The organism is Tardiphaga robiniae, assembly GCF_013359755.1.
Classification (GTDB): domain Bacteria; phylum Pseudomonadota; class Alphaproteobacteria; order Rhizobiales; family Xanthobacteraceae; genus Tardiphaga; species Tardiphaga robiniae.
Window position 1 is genome coordinate 13,094 of sequence record NZ_JABMCJ010000091.1, and the last position, 12,680, is coordinate 25,773.

General features: G+C 62.1%; 13 protein-coding genes. 11 read left to right on the forward strand and 2 right to left on the reverse strand.

The genetic code is table 11. From position 1 onward, the window contains the following. Positions 1 to 77: 77 nt before the first annotated feature. From rpsK to HP556_RS21135, 4 genes are all read left to right on the forward strand, one after another. Entirely contained in the window at positions 78 to 467 is a 390-nt protein-coding gene (gene rpsK / locus HP556_RS21120; RefSeq protein WP_068731453.1) for a 30S ribosomal protein S11, read from the forward strand. A gap of 99 nt (positions 468 to 566) precedes the next feature. After that, positions 567 to 1,598: a DNA-directed RNA polymerase subunit alpha gene (locus HP556_RS21125; protein WP_089268181.1), complete on the forward strand. Its 1,032-nt coding sequence runs from the start codon at positions 567 to 569 to the stop codon at positions 1,596 to 1,598. Positions 1,599 to 1,720: 122 nt separating this feature from the next. Next, positions 1,721 to 2,134, forward strand: a complete 414-nt coding sequence (rplQ, locus tag HP556_RS21130; RefSeq protein WP_089268182.1) for a 50S ribosomal protein L17 — start codon at positions 1,721 to 1,723, stop codon at positions 2,132 to 2,134. Positions 2,135 to 2,270: 136 nt separating this feature from the next. Beyond that, positions 2,271 to 3,065, forward strand: coding sequence for an SDR family NAD(P)-dependent oxidoreductase (locus HP556_RS21135; RefSeq protein ID WP_175368421.1), 795 nt, complete (start codon positions 2,271 to 2,273; stop codon positions 3,063 to 3,065). A gap of 94 nt (positions 3,066 to 3,159) precedes the next feature. On the opposite strand, the gene HP556_RS21140 is transcribed toward HP556_RS21135, so the two are convergent. Together HP556_RS21140 and HP556_RS21145 are read right to left on the reverse strand one after the other, a co-directional pair. Further along, positions 3,160 to 4,605 (reverse strand): OprO/OprP family phosphate-selective porin, encoded by a 1,446-nt coding sequence (locus HP556_RS21140; RefSeq protein WP_210269275.1) that lies wholly within the window; start codon positions 4,603 to 4,605, stop codon positions 3,160 to 3,162. Between the two features lie 365 nt (positions 4,606 to 4,970). After that, positions 4,971 to 5,984 carry a zinc-binding alcohol dehydrogenase family protein gene (locus HP556_RS21145; protein ID WP_175368422.1) on the reverse strand — a complete coding sequence of 338 codons (1,014 nt, stop codon included), beginning with the start codon at positions 5,982 to 5,984 and terminating at the stop codon, positions 4,971 to 4,973. A 119-nt stretch (positions 5,985 to 6,103) separates the two neighbouring features. Here HP556_RS21145 and HP556_RS21150 point away from each other — a divergent pair, with 119 nt between their 5' ends. From HP556_RS21150 to HP556_RS21180, 7 genes are all read left to right on the forward strand, one after another. Further along, complete coding sequence (locus tag HP556_RS21150; RefSeq protein WP_175368423.1) at positions 6,104 to 6,511, forward strand: winged helix-turn-helix transcriptional regulator; 408 nt, start codon at positions 6,104 to 6,106, stop codon at positions 6,509 to 6,511. Between the two features lie 65 nt (positions 6,512 to 6,576). Further along, the gene (locus HP556_RS21155; protein WP_175368424.1) at positions 6,577 to 7,989 is read left to right on the forward strand and encodes a DegQ family serine endoprotease; all 1,413 of its coding nucleotides are present in this window, start codon (positions 6,577 to 6,579) and stop codon (positions 7,987 to 7,989) included. Further along, positions 7,986 to 9,317 carry a replication-associated recombination protein A gene (locus tag HP556_RS21160; protein WP_175368425.1) on the forward strand — a complete coding sequence of 444 codons (1,332 nt, stop codon included), beginning with the start codon at positions 7,986 to 7,988 and terminating at the stop codon, positions 9,315 to 9,317. The genes HP556_RS21155 and HP556_RS21160 overlap by 4 nt, the downstream gene beginning before the upstream one ends. Further along, a complete protein-coding gene (locus tag HP556_RS21165) occupies positions 9,314 to 10,774 on the forward strand; it encodes an RluA family pseudouridine synthase (RefSeq protein ID WP_175368426.1) in 1,461 nt (486 codons plus the stop codon). Before HP556_RS21160 ends, HP556_RS21165 begins: the two co-directional genes overlap by 4 nt. A gap of 52 nt (positions 10,775 to 10,826) precedes the next feature. After that, entirely contained in the window at positions 10,827 to 11,459 is a 633-nt protein-coding gene (bluB, locus tag HP556_RS21170; RefSeq protein WP_175368521.1) for a 5,6-dimethylbenzimidazole synthase, read from the forward strand. A gap of 29 nt (positions 11,460 to 11,488) precedes the next feature. Continuing rightward, positions 11,489 to 11,812, forward strand: coding sequence for a hypothetical protein (locus tag HP556_RS21175; protein ID WP_093761535.1), 324 nt, complete (start codon positions 11,489 to 11,491; stop codon positions 11,810 to 11,812). Between the two features lie 76 nt (positions 11,813 to 11,888). Beyond that, positions 11,889 to 12,680 (forward strand): ATP12 family chaperone protein, encoded by a 792-nt coding sequence (locus HP556_RS21180; protein WP_175368427.1) that lies wholly within the window; start codon positions 11,889 to 11,891, stop codon positions 12,678 to 12,680.

Sequence of the window (12,680 nt, forward strand, 5' to 3'; positions counted from 1 at the left end):
ATCATCCGCTTCTGCAATTATTTTTTGGTGTAGCCGCTGGCATTACGGCGGCGTTGAGATCCTCAGAAAGGTTAGAGATGGCAAAGGAAGCCGGACGTATTCGTCGCCGCGAGCGCAAGAACATTGCATCGGGCATCGCGCACGTGAATTCGTCGTTCAACAACACGACCATCACCATCACCGACGCGCAGGGCAACACGATTGCCTGGTCGTCGGCTGGCACGATGGGCTTCAAGGGCTCGCGCAAGTCGACCCCGTACGCAGCGCAGGTTGCTGCTGAAGACGTGTCGAAGAAGGCGCAGGAACACGGCATGCGCACGCTGGAAGTCGAAGTCGGCGGTCCGGGTTCGGGTCGTGAATCGGCTCTCCGCGCTCTGCAGGCCGCGGGCTTCACGGTCACCTCGATCCGCGACGTGACCTCGATCCCGCATAACGGTTGCCGCCCGCGCAAGCGTCGGCGCGTTTGATACTTTTTGATCGCGGGTGGCTCGGCTGCCCGCGATCGCTTTTGCGATGCGACTTACGCGGACTGATCCGCGATCTCCAACGCCAGTGAGTTTGATGGCATGGGTGACACAGTGACGATCCAGAAAAATTGGCAAGAACTTATCCGGCCGAACAAGCTGCAGGTAACCCCTGGCAGCGATCCAACCCGTTTTGCGACCCTGGTCGCCGAACCGCTCGAGCGTGGTTTCGGCCAGACCCTCGGTAACGCACTCCGCCGCATCCTGCTGTCCTCGCTGCAGGGCGCTGCCGTGCAGTCGGTGCACATCGACGGCGTGCTGCATGAATTCTCCTCGATTGCCGGCGTGCGTGAAGACGTCACCGACATCGTGCTGAACGTGAAGGACATCTCGATCAAGATGCTGGGCGAAGGCCCGAAGCGCATGGTCGTGAAGAAGCAGGGCCCGGGCGTCGTGACCGCCGGCGACATTCAGACTGTCGGCGATGTGACCGTTCTCAATCCCGACCTACAGATCTGCACCCTCGACGAGGGCGCCGAGATCCGCATGGAATTTACCGTTGCCGGCGGCAAGGGCTACGTCGCTGCCGAGCATAACCGTCCGGAAGACGCGCCGATCGGCCTGATCCCGATCGACAGCCTGTACTCGCCGGTTCGCAAGGTGTCGTACAAGGTCGAGAACACCCGTGAGGGCCAGATCCTCGATTACGACAAGCTGACGATGACCATCGAGACCAACGGCGCGCTGACGCCGGATGACGCGGTCGCTTACGCCGCGCGCATCCTGCAGGACCAGCTCAACGTGTTCGTGAACTTCGAAGAGCCCCGCAAGGAAGTTGCTCAGGAAGTCATTCCGGATCTCGCTTTCAACCCGGCTTTCCTCAAGAAGGTCGACGAACTCGAGCTCTCGGTGCGTTCGGCAAACTGCCTGAAGAACGACAACATCGTTTACATCGGCGACCTCGTTCAGAAGTCGGAAGCAGAAATGCTCCGCACTCCGAACTTCGGCCGCAAGTCGCTGAACGAAATCAAGGAAGTGCTCGCCCAGATGGGTCTGCACCTCGGCATGGAAGTGCCCGGTTGGCCGCCGGAAAATATCGACGAGTTGGCCAAGCGCTTCGAAGATCACTACTGAGCATCACGAGCGGCGTGGCCGGGTTGTCCCGGCCATGTCGTTATGGGCGAACGCAGGCAGCCCACCTGCAACATGATGTCCGACGAACCGTCGCGGCAAACTGAAATATAAGGAATATTCCAATGCGTCACGGCAAGGTTCATCGCAAGCTCAACCGCACCGCAGAACATCGCAAGGCGATGTTCGCCAACATGTGCGCGTCGCTGATCAAGCACGAGCAGATCATCACCACGCTTCCGAAGGCCAAGGAGCTCCGCCCGATCGTGGAGAAGCTCGTCACCCTTGGCAAGAAGGGCGGCCTCCACATGCGTCGCCAGGCTATCAGCGAGATGAAGGATCAGGATCAGGTTCGCAAGCTGTTCGACGTGCTGGCCAAGCGCTACGCTGATCGTCAGGGTGGCTACACCCGCATCATCAAGGCCGGCTTCCGCTACGGCGACAACGCCCCGATGGCGCTGATCGAATTCGTCGATCGCGACGAAGACGCCAAGGGCAAGGATTCGGGTCCGGTGCAGGGCGCGTCCGAAGCGGCGTAAGCCACTTCACATCAGAATTTAGGGAAAGCGGCGCCTTGTGCGCCGCTTTTTTGTTGTGCTTTCGTCTTTTGGATGCAGTTGCATCTTTCAATCCGCGTTCCGATATCAGCTCCGTCATTCAAACGGGAGTACGCATATGAAGATCGATCTGACGGGCAAGACGGCACTCGTGACGGGCTCGACCTCGGGCATTGGTCACGCCATTGCCAAGGGCCTGGCCGCCACTGGCGCTCAGGTTGTTGTGAATGGCCGCAGTCAGGGCAAGGTGGACGCGGCAATCGCCGCGATCACCAAGGCCGTGCCCGGGGCCAAGGTGACAGGCGTCGCTGCGGACGTGTCGACAGCGGAGGGCTGCAACGCGCTCGCCTCGGCACTCCCCGAGGTCGATATCCTCATCAACAATGCCGGCATCTTCGAGCCCAAGGGTTTCTTCGACATTCCCGACGAGGACTGGACGCGCTTCTTCGAGGTCAATGTGATGTCGGGCATCCGTCTGTCGCGCGCCTACATGCAGAGTATGCTGAAGCGCAACTGGGGCCGTATCGTTTTCATCTCATCGGAATCCGGACTGAACATTCCCGGCGAGATGATCCACTACGGCATGACGAAGACAGCGCAGCTCGCGATCTCGCGTGGCCTCGCGGAGCTCACCAAGGGCACGGCTGTGACGGTCAATTCCGTGCTGCCCGGACCGACCATGTCGGAAGGCGTGGAGACCTTCGTCAAGGATCTCGCCAAACAGAATGGGCAATCGGTCGAAGAGGCTGCTTCCAACTTCGTCAAGCAGCACCGTTCGACGTCGCTGATCCAGCGTTTTGCGACCGTCGAGGAGATCGCGAACATGGTCGTCTATGTCTCGTCGAAGGAGGCATCGGTCACCAACGGCGCAGCGTTGCGCGCGGAAGGCGGGATCGTCCAGACCATCGCATAAGCCTACGCCCCGCAAAGATAAAAGGCGGCGCCGAAGCGCCGCCTTTATTCGTTGAGGACGTCATGCCGCGAGACCGCGGAGACGATGCGTGCGCTTAGAAGGCCACCTGAGTGCGCATCGCGAACGCGTCATAGTCGGCACCGGTGTTCACGTTGCTGTTGACGGCGAACTTGTCGACGGTGCCGTGGATCCAGTTGAACATGAAGCGCATGTTCTGGTTCACATACCAATTTACGCCAACCGTGGTGTTCTTCAGCTCACCGCCGCGAATGACGCCGTCATTCAGGCTGGCATAGCTGTAGCGCACCGCCAGTTCCCACGCACCGAGATCGCCGGTTGCGAAGTTGACCGGGCGAGCCGGGTTGATGCCGCCGAACGCACCGGCCGATGTGTTGTACTTGTGCTGTTCGCCGGTGATGACGTAGCTGGCCTGGCCGTAACCGCCATTGAAGCTCAGGTCGGACAGACCGTTGCTGCGCTGGATGTTGTAGTCGAAGTATTCGCCCGACGCCATGAAGCTGCCGAACTTGACGGCGGCTTCACCGCTCAGCACACGGACATTGTTCACGAAGTTCATGGTGCCGGTGTTAAGCAATGCGTTAGTCGCCGGATCGACGCGAACTTCGATGCGATCGGACATGCCGAGCGTGTTGTTGGTCACACCACCGGTCTGGGCGAGATACAGCGCGTCGAAGCCGACGAGGACGGTGCCGACTTCGTTGTTGATCGGCAGGCCGACGGCGCGGAAGGTGGCACCGAGCGGCTGCGGCTGGCTGTGATTGACGTTGAGACCAGTCGTCGGACCGGTCACGTAAGCGCCGACCCAGTATTGATCGCCGAATACCTGACCACCGAACGCTGCGCGGTTGTCGCCCGCCGCGAGGCTGGTCGCGAGAACCTGCGAAGCTGCGCGTTCCATGAACATGATGTTGTTCGAGCTGGTCGCTTCGTCCAGCGTATAAGGGACGTCGATGTAACCGCCCTGGATCAACAGGCCCTTGACGCCCTTATAGGCGACATAGGCGTTGTTGAGAGTGACGTCGCCATCGGTGGTACCGCCGGCATCGACAATCACGCCGTATTCCCAATCCTTGTTGAAGGTGCCGATCAGGCCGAGGCGGGCACGACGGGCGTTGATGCCGTCATTCACGCTCTGGGGACTAGTGCCGGCGGACTTCGGCGAGAACGAATAGGCGGCGGTGTCGAGGTGCAGACGGCCGGTGATGGCGATGCAGTTCAGACCGTCGTCGGTGCAGAAGGTCGGACGGTTGCCGGGCATCGTCAGGTTCGCGTTGATGAAGGGCACAGCCTTCTTGTGCATGGCAGCGTTGGCATTCGCAAAATTCTGCTTGACCGATTCCGTCTGCTTTTGCGTGGTGTTGGCCTGCTTCTGAACGTTATCGAGCTTCTTTTCCAGCGCGCGGAGCTGCGCTTTCAATACGGCGATCTCATCATTTGATGACTGCGCATGCGCCGGGCCTGCGGCCAGCGCGCCGATCACGCCGAGTGTGCCCAGGATTTTGTGTGTCGTGAAAGACATGGAGTACCCCTGTAGAAGACAAAATCCGATACGCCCCGCGAATTGCTCCGCAGGTGATGGACGCGTATGGATCTGTGTTTGTGATCTTGCGAAAGAGAACGTCCGGAGGCTCTCGCCAGGCGCCGTTCACATTTAACAAGCGAGCTACCGTTGAGCTCGCGGGCAAATTAGGCAAGCTTTGCGACAGTTCTGTAAAACCCGCATCGCATTGTAGTGAACGACACCGCGGTGTCGCTTTTCGATCACAAGCGATTTAGATAATTAGCTATCTTAATTAGCTATTATATGAGAAGAGCGCATCCATGGATGCGCTCTGTTATCGTAGGTGTCTCCAGGCGGGAATTTCGTGGGTAGCAGTTCCGTGATCACCAGCCTTCGAGCACGATCTTGCCGTGCGACTTGCCGGATTCGAGCAGCGCATGCGCGCGCTTGAGATTCGCGGCATTGATGGTGCCGAAGGTCTTGTCGAGCGTGGTGCGCAGCACGCCCTTGTCGATGAGATCTGCGACGTCGTTGAGGAGGTAATGCTGCGCGATCATGTCAGGCGTCTGGAATGACGATCGCGTGAACATGGATTCCCAGTGCACCGAGACGGCCTTGCCCTTGAACGCGGACATGTTGAATTCAACGGGATCGTCGATCAGCCCCAACTTGCCCTGCGGTGCGATCAGGTCGGCAAGCGCCTTGTAGTGCTGTTCCGTCCCCGTGAGGCTGGCGACGAGTGAGACCGGCGGCAGTTTCAATGCGTCGATCTGCTCCTTCAGCGGCTTGCTGTGATCGATCACCGCATGTGCGCCGAGATCCTGGCACCACTTGATCGTCTCGGGCCGCGATGCCGTTGCCACAACGGTGAGGCCGGTGAGGCGGCGTGCGAGCTGGACGAGGATCGAGCCGACACCGCCGGCACCGCCCATGATGAGCAGCGTGCGTGGATCGAGGCTCTTGCCCGGCGCGACGCCGAGCCGATCGAAAAGCAGTTCCCAGGCGGTGATCGCGGTGAGCGGCAACGCCGCAGACTGTGCGAAGGAAAGCGAGGAGGGCTTGCGGCCGACAATGCGCTCATCGACCAGATGGAACTCTGCATTGGTGCCCTGGCGCTGGATCGAGCCGGCATAGAACACCTCGTCGCCCGGCTTGAACATCGTCACATCGGGGCCGACAGCATCGACGACACCGGCAGCGTCATAGCCGAGGATCTTGGTTTCGCCGGTCGGCGGCGCCGCGCGCTTGCGCACCTTGAAATCGACGGGATTGGCCGAGATCGCCTTTACCGATACGCGGATGTCGCGACCGGTCGGTTCGGGCTTCGGAGCCTCGAAATCGACCAGCGCGTCAGCGGCGTCGATCGGGAGGGATTTGGTGTAGCCGACTGCCTTCATTGGGTGCGCTCCATGCTCCTGGCGGGAATGTCCCGAAGAGGTGTCCCGAGGCGACAATAATTGCAAGTACTGTCATTTCAGGGATATAGTCACCGAATGGATACTATTGGGTATTTGTGATGAAACGGCGTGATTTCGGCAATGGGCCGGGCTGTCCGGTCGAGGTGACGCTCGATCTGATCGACGGCAAATGGAAGGGCGTGATCCTGTACCATCTGCAGCAGGGCAGGCTGCGTTTCGGCGAACTGCGCAAGCTGATGCCGCGGATCACCCAGCGCATGCTGACCAAACAGCTGCGCGCGCTCGAAGAGGATGGGCTGATCGTTCGGACGGTCTATGCCGAGGTCCCGCCGCGGGTCGAATATGCACTGTCGGAAACCGGGCTCGGATTGCGCCCGGTCATCGATGCCCTCAAGGCGTGGGGTGACGCGCACAAGATGCGCCAGAAGTCGGTCGCTGCCGCATCGCCCCAGCCGCGCAAAAAAGCGCCGGCGGAGAACAAGGATGTGCCGGCGGACGCAAGCTAGTTCCCGCCCTTCTATTGCCCCGCTCAGCAGCCTATATTCGCCGCGATTTCCTCAAAGAGGCCCCGATGATCCCATTTTTCCGCAACGCGGCGACCGCTTCCGCTCTGTGCGCTATTGTCCTGTCGTCCGCACTCGCGCCGGCTCTTGCACAAGATCGCCGGGTCCCGACTTCGCCCACGGAAATGAAGCTGTCCTACGCGCCGATCGTGCAGCGGGTGCAGCCGGCCGTGGTGAATGTCTATGCGGCCAAGACGGTGCAGAATCGCAATCCGTTGCTGGACGATCCGGTGTTCCGCCGCTTCTTCGGCGGCCAGGGCATGCAGCCGGAGCAGATGCAGCGTTCGCTCGGTTCGGGTGTGATGGTCGACGCATCGGGCCTCGTCGTTACGAACAACCACGTCATCGAAGGCGCCGACCAGGTGAAGGTGTCACTGGCGGACAAGCGCGAGTTCGAGGCTGAGATCGTATTGAAGGACAGCCGTACCGATCTGGCGGTGCTGCGCATCAAGGACAGCAAGGAGAAATTCCCGACGCTGGATTTCTCCAACTCCGACGATCTGCTGGTTGGTGACGTCGTGCTCGCCATCGGCAATCCGTTTGGCGTTGGCCAGACCGTGACCCACGGTATCGTGTCGGCACTTGCGCGCACGCAGGTCGGCATCACCGACTATCAGTTCTTCATCCAGACCGATGCTGCGATCAATCCCGGCAATTCCGGTGGCGCGCTGGTCGATATGACCGGCAAGCTGGTCGGCGTGAACACCGCGATTTTCTCGCGCTCCGGCGGTTCGCAGGGTATCGGCTTTGCGATCCCGGCGAATATGGTGCGCGTCGTCGTGGCCTCCGCCAAATCAGGCGGCAAGGCCGTGAAGCGTCCGTGGCTCGGCGCGCGGCTGCAGAACATCACGCCCGAGATCGCCGAGACGCTCGGTCTTAAGACGCCATCCGGCGCGCTGGTCGTCAATGTCACGGCGAACAGTCCGGCGGCGAAAGCAGGCCTCAAGGTCTCCGATCTCGTGACCGCCATCGATGGCCAGACCATCGAGGATCCGAACGCGTTCGAATATCGCTTCGCGACGCGCCCGCTCGGCGGCACTGCGCAGCTCGATGCGCAACGCAGTGGCAAGCCGGTGAAGTTGACCGTTGCGCTCGAGGCTGCGCCTGACACGGGCCGCGATGAGATCACGCTGACGGCGCGTTCGCCATTCCAGGGCGCCAAGGTCGCCAATATCTCGCCGGCTGTTGCCGACGAGTTGCGGCTGGATTCCAGCACCGAAGGCGTCGTCATTACGGAGCTGACCGACTCGGCCACTGCGGCTGGCGTCGGCTTCCAGAAGGGCGATCTCATCATCGCGGTCAACGGCACCAAGATCGGCAAGACCAGCGATCTCGACAAGGTGACGCGCGACGGCGCGCGGCTGTGGCGCATCGTGGTGGTGCGCGGCGGTCAGCAGATCAACGTTACACTCGGCGGATGAGCCCGAAACAACCCACTCTGTCCGCAAACCTGTTTGCCGCAGCCGGGCTGGAGCAGGACGCGCCGCGTCCGCTGCCGGAGCGGCTGCGGCCGCGTGTGCTGTCCGACGTGGTCGGGCAGGATCACATCCTCGGTCCTGATGGTGCGCTGACGCGCATGCTGGAAACGCGTACGCTGGGTTCGTTGGTGTTCTGGGGACCGCCAGGCACCGGAAAGACCACCGTCGCGCGGCTGCTTGCGGACGCAACGGAGCTTCAATTCGAGCAGATATCTGCGGTGTTCTCCGGTGTTGCCGATCTGAAGAAAGTGTTCGAAGCCGCGCGTGCCCGCCGCGAGATGGGCAAGGGTACGCTGCTGTTCGTCGACGAGGTGCATCGCTTCAACAAAGCACAGCAGGATTCATTCTTGCCTGTGATGGAGGACGGCACCGTGGTGCTCGTCGGTGCCACTACCGAGAACCCATCCTTCGAGCTCAACGCCGCTCTGTTGTCGCGCGCGCGTGTGCTGGTGTTCCAGTCGCTGGATGCGGCCGCCATCGAGAAACTGTTCGCGCATGCGGAGAAGGTCGAAGGCCGCGCGCTGCCGCTCGACGCCGAGGCACGTGCGGTGCTGGTACGCATGGCCGATGGCGATGGCCGCGCCGCGCTGACTTTGGTGGAAGAAGTCTGGCGCGCCGCGCGGACCAATGAAGTGTTCAACGCCGCGCAGTTGCAGGACATCCTGCAACGCCGTGCGCCGATCTACGACAAGTCGGCCGATGGTCACTACAATCTGATCTCGGCGCTCCATAAGTCGGTGCGCGGCAGCGATCCCGACGCGGCGCTGTATTACCTGTGCCGGATGTTAGACGCCGGCGAGGATCCGCTGTTCCTGGCGCGCCGCGTGGTGCGGATGGCCGTGGAGGACATCGGTCTTGCCGATCCGCAGGCGCTGGTGATCTGCAATGCCGCCAAGGATGCCTATGATTTCCTCGGCCATCCCGAAGGCGAACTCGCCATCGCGCAGGCGGTGATCTACATCGCCACCGCGCCGAAATCGAATGCTGCCTATATGGCCTACAAGGCCGCGATGCGGACCGCGAAAGAGGGCGGCTCGCTGCTGCCGCCGAAGCACATCCTGAACTCGCCGACCAAGCTGATGAAGTCCGAAGGCTATGGCGACGGGTACCAATACGACCACGACGCGCCCGAAGCTTTCTCCGGCCAAGACTATTTCCCGGAAGCCTTGGGGCGTCAGACCTTCTATGATCCGCCTGAGCGCGGGTTCGAACGCGAGATTCGCAAGCGGCTGGATTACTGGACCAGACTGAGGAACGAGAGACAATCATGAGCCGTCGCGACAAGAAGCCTCTCGCCAAGCGTGGTCCCGGTGGTGAGCGCAGCAAGGCGCCGCGTGGCAAGGGCGCCGCGCCGAAGGGCGCTACCTCCAAAGCCGCCCCGTCGAAGGGCGAGCGGCCGTCATTTGGCAAGGCTGGCCGCGTGAGCAGCGATCGCCCGATGAGTGCGCGTCCGCCGCGTGCGCGCGCCGGTGAACGCTCGGAGTGGGCCGAGCGGCCGGAGCGGTCCGAGCGATCCGAACGCCCTCAGCGTGCCGAGCGAAGCGAGCGCTTCGATGCGCCGCAGCGCTCCGTGCGTCCGGCCGGCAAGCGTCCACCAAGCTCGCGTCCTTCCGGTTCGCGTCCGGGCGGCAAGGCCGCGCCGCGTTATGGCAACGCGCCGCTGCGTGAGCCGCGGATGCCCGCGCCTTATCTCGATGAAGAACCGGCGAAGCCGGAAGTTGCGCCAGCGCCGCTGCCCACCGCCGTGCAGAACGTCATCGTCACGCCTGATGAGAACGGGATGCGCGTCGATCGCTTTCTCGAAGCGCATTTCCCCGGCCTGTCATTCTCCCATATCCAGCGCATCGTCCGCAAAGGCGAGCTGCGCGTGAACGGCAAGCGTGCTGACAGCAAGGATAGGCTGGAAGAGGGACAGACCGTCCGCATTCCGCCGCTGAAGCTCGATGCGCCGAAGGTCGTCGGTGAACTCTCGGAGGCTGCCAACAAGACTCTGCAGGCGCTCAAGGAGATGACGATCTACGAGGACGCCGACGTCATGGTGCTGAACAAACCTGCCGGCCTTGCCGTGCAGGGCGGCTCGGGCATGACACGTCACGTCGACATGATGCTGGAAGTGATGCGCGACGCCAAGGGACAGAAGCCGCGCCTGGTGCACCGTCTCGACCGTGAAACGTCGGGCTGCCTGTTGATCGCCAAAACGCGCTTCGCCGCCACCAAACTCACCGGCGCGTTCCGCGAACGCTCTGCGCGAAAAATCTATTGGGCGCTGGTTGCCGGCGTACCGAAGCCCAAGCAGGGACGCATCTCGACCTATCTGGCCAAGGAAGAGAACGAGGAAGACACCATCATGCGCGTCGCCAAGCATGGCGACGAGGGCGCAAGCCACGCGGTGACCTATTACGCCGTGGTGGAGACCTCGGCGCAGAAACTCGCCTGGGTGTCGCTGAAGCCGGTGACGGGGCGTACGCATCAGTTGCGCGCGCATATGGCGCATATCGGCCACGCGATCGTCGGCGACCCGAAATATTTCAACATCGAGAACTGGCAGTTGCCGGGCGGCATTCAGAAGCGTCTGCATCTGCTGGCGCGCCGCATCGTGATCCCGCATCCGCGTGGCGGCGTGATCGACGCGACGGCGCCGCTGCCGCCGCATATGCTCCAATCGTGGAACTTGCTCGGTCTCGAACACGACCGGTTCGATCCGATCGAGAACGCACCGGAAGAGTAGGGCGTTGTCGGGCTCCGACGACATCCCGTGCGCGACGTCGGCAACCGCCGACGTGCCCGATTTCGACGCGGCGTTTCGCGCGCGTCTGCATGATCTGTTCGTATGGCGTCGCGATATCAGGCGCTTCAAGTCCGATCCACTGCCGGCGGACTTTCTCGATCGCCTGCTCGATACTGCGTGCCTCGCGCCTTCGGTGGGCCTGAGCCAGCCATGGCGCTTTGTCATCGTCGACGATGCGTCACGTCGTCAGGCCGTGCTGGAGAATTTCAGCGCCTGCAATGCCGAGGCGTTGAGCGCCTATACCGGCGAACTCGCGCAGAGCTATGCGACGCTCAAGCTCGCTGGTCTGCGCGAAGCGCCATGCCACCTCGCGGTATTTGCAGACCACGCGACGGATGTCGGCCACGGCCTTGGCCGCCGCACCATGCCGGAGATGGCGGACTATTCGGTGGTGACGGCGATCGCAACCATGTGGCTCGCCGCGCGCGCTGAAGGCATCGGCATGGGCTGGGTCTCGATCCTCGATCCTGCCGCGATTGCCGTGACACTCGATATACCTCGTGACTGGCGGTTGATCGGCTATTTCTGCATCGGTTATCCGGAGATCGACGACGATCGGCCGGAACTCGAGCGCGCCGGATGGGAACGCCGTCATTCGGCAGCGGATCACATTGTCCGGCGCTGACACTTGATGTGATGCGGGATCGTGACAACATGAGACCAATGAGACATCGCTCCATCCCATTCGCTCTGTTGGTCGCCGTTGCGGCGGCGCTCTCTGCTGCGCCTGCGGTCGCGCAGGTTATCGGAGTGCCCGGCAACCCGGCCTTGATCACGCCACTGCCGCCCGCACCGCCACCGCCGCGGATAGAAGTACCTGTCGTGCCGCAACTCGGCGATCTGCCACGACAACAGAATGTGCCGCAGGCGCGGCGCTCCTTCAGTGATCGCATCACCGACTGCCTTCAGGACGGGGCCGCTGCGGGTCTCGGCCCGAATGATCGTGCGACCTATTCGCGGGCCTGTGCCAATCGCTGACACGAGCGATTTGGTCTCGCGTGGCGCCCGTCTGTCGCGTAAATTGACGGCTGGCGAACAGGAATTGAGACCCTCGATGCGTGAATTGTTTGACGAAGTGTACGGCCAGTCGCAGCTCGATCCGCAAGAGGCGGTGCGACGGTCGACGCGAGGTCCACAGCGCAAGCGTTTCTACAAGACCGTTGGGATGAGCGAGACGCCGGATGGCTTTGCCATCATGCTCGACGACAAGACCGTACGCACGCCATCGCGCCATCCGCTGGTCGTTCCTACATCAGCCATTGCCGAGGTCATGGTTGCGGAATGGGACGCGCAGCAGGATGTCATCGACCCCACGAGCATGCCGGTGACGCGCCTAGCCAATAGCGTGATCGATGCGATCCGCGATAAGGCGCAGACCCAGGCGGTGGCTGACGATATCGCCAAATACTTCAGCACGGATCTGCTGTTCTATCGCGCCGGCTATCCCGAGGCGCTTATCGCGCGCGAGGCTGCGGCATGGGACCCTGTCTTGTTCTGGGCTGCCGATGATCTCGGCGCGCATTTCATTCTGGCCGAGGGCATCGTGCATGTCAGCCAGCCCGAACAGGCCGTCGCATCTGCCCGCGCGGCGCTGCCGAGCGATCCATGGGCGGTTGCCGCGCTGCATCTGGTGACCACGATCACCGGTTCGGCGCTGCTCGCGCTCGCACTGCTCCATGGCCATCTGAATGCCGATCAGGTCTGGACCGCTGCCTTTGTCGACGAGGACTGGAATATCGAGAAGTGGGGCCTCGACGAGGAGGTCGCAGCGCGACGGGCGGCGCGGCAGGTGGATTTCAAGGCTGCCGTGCTGGTGCTGAAGGCGGTCACGCCGTCAGCGGGTTAA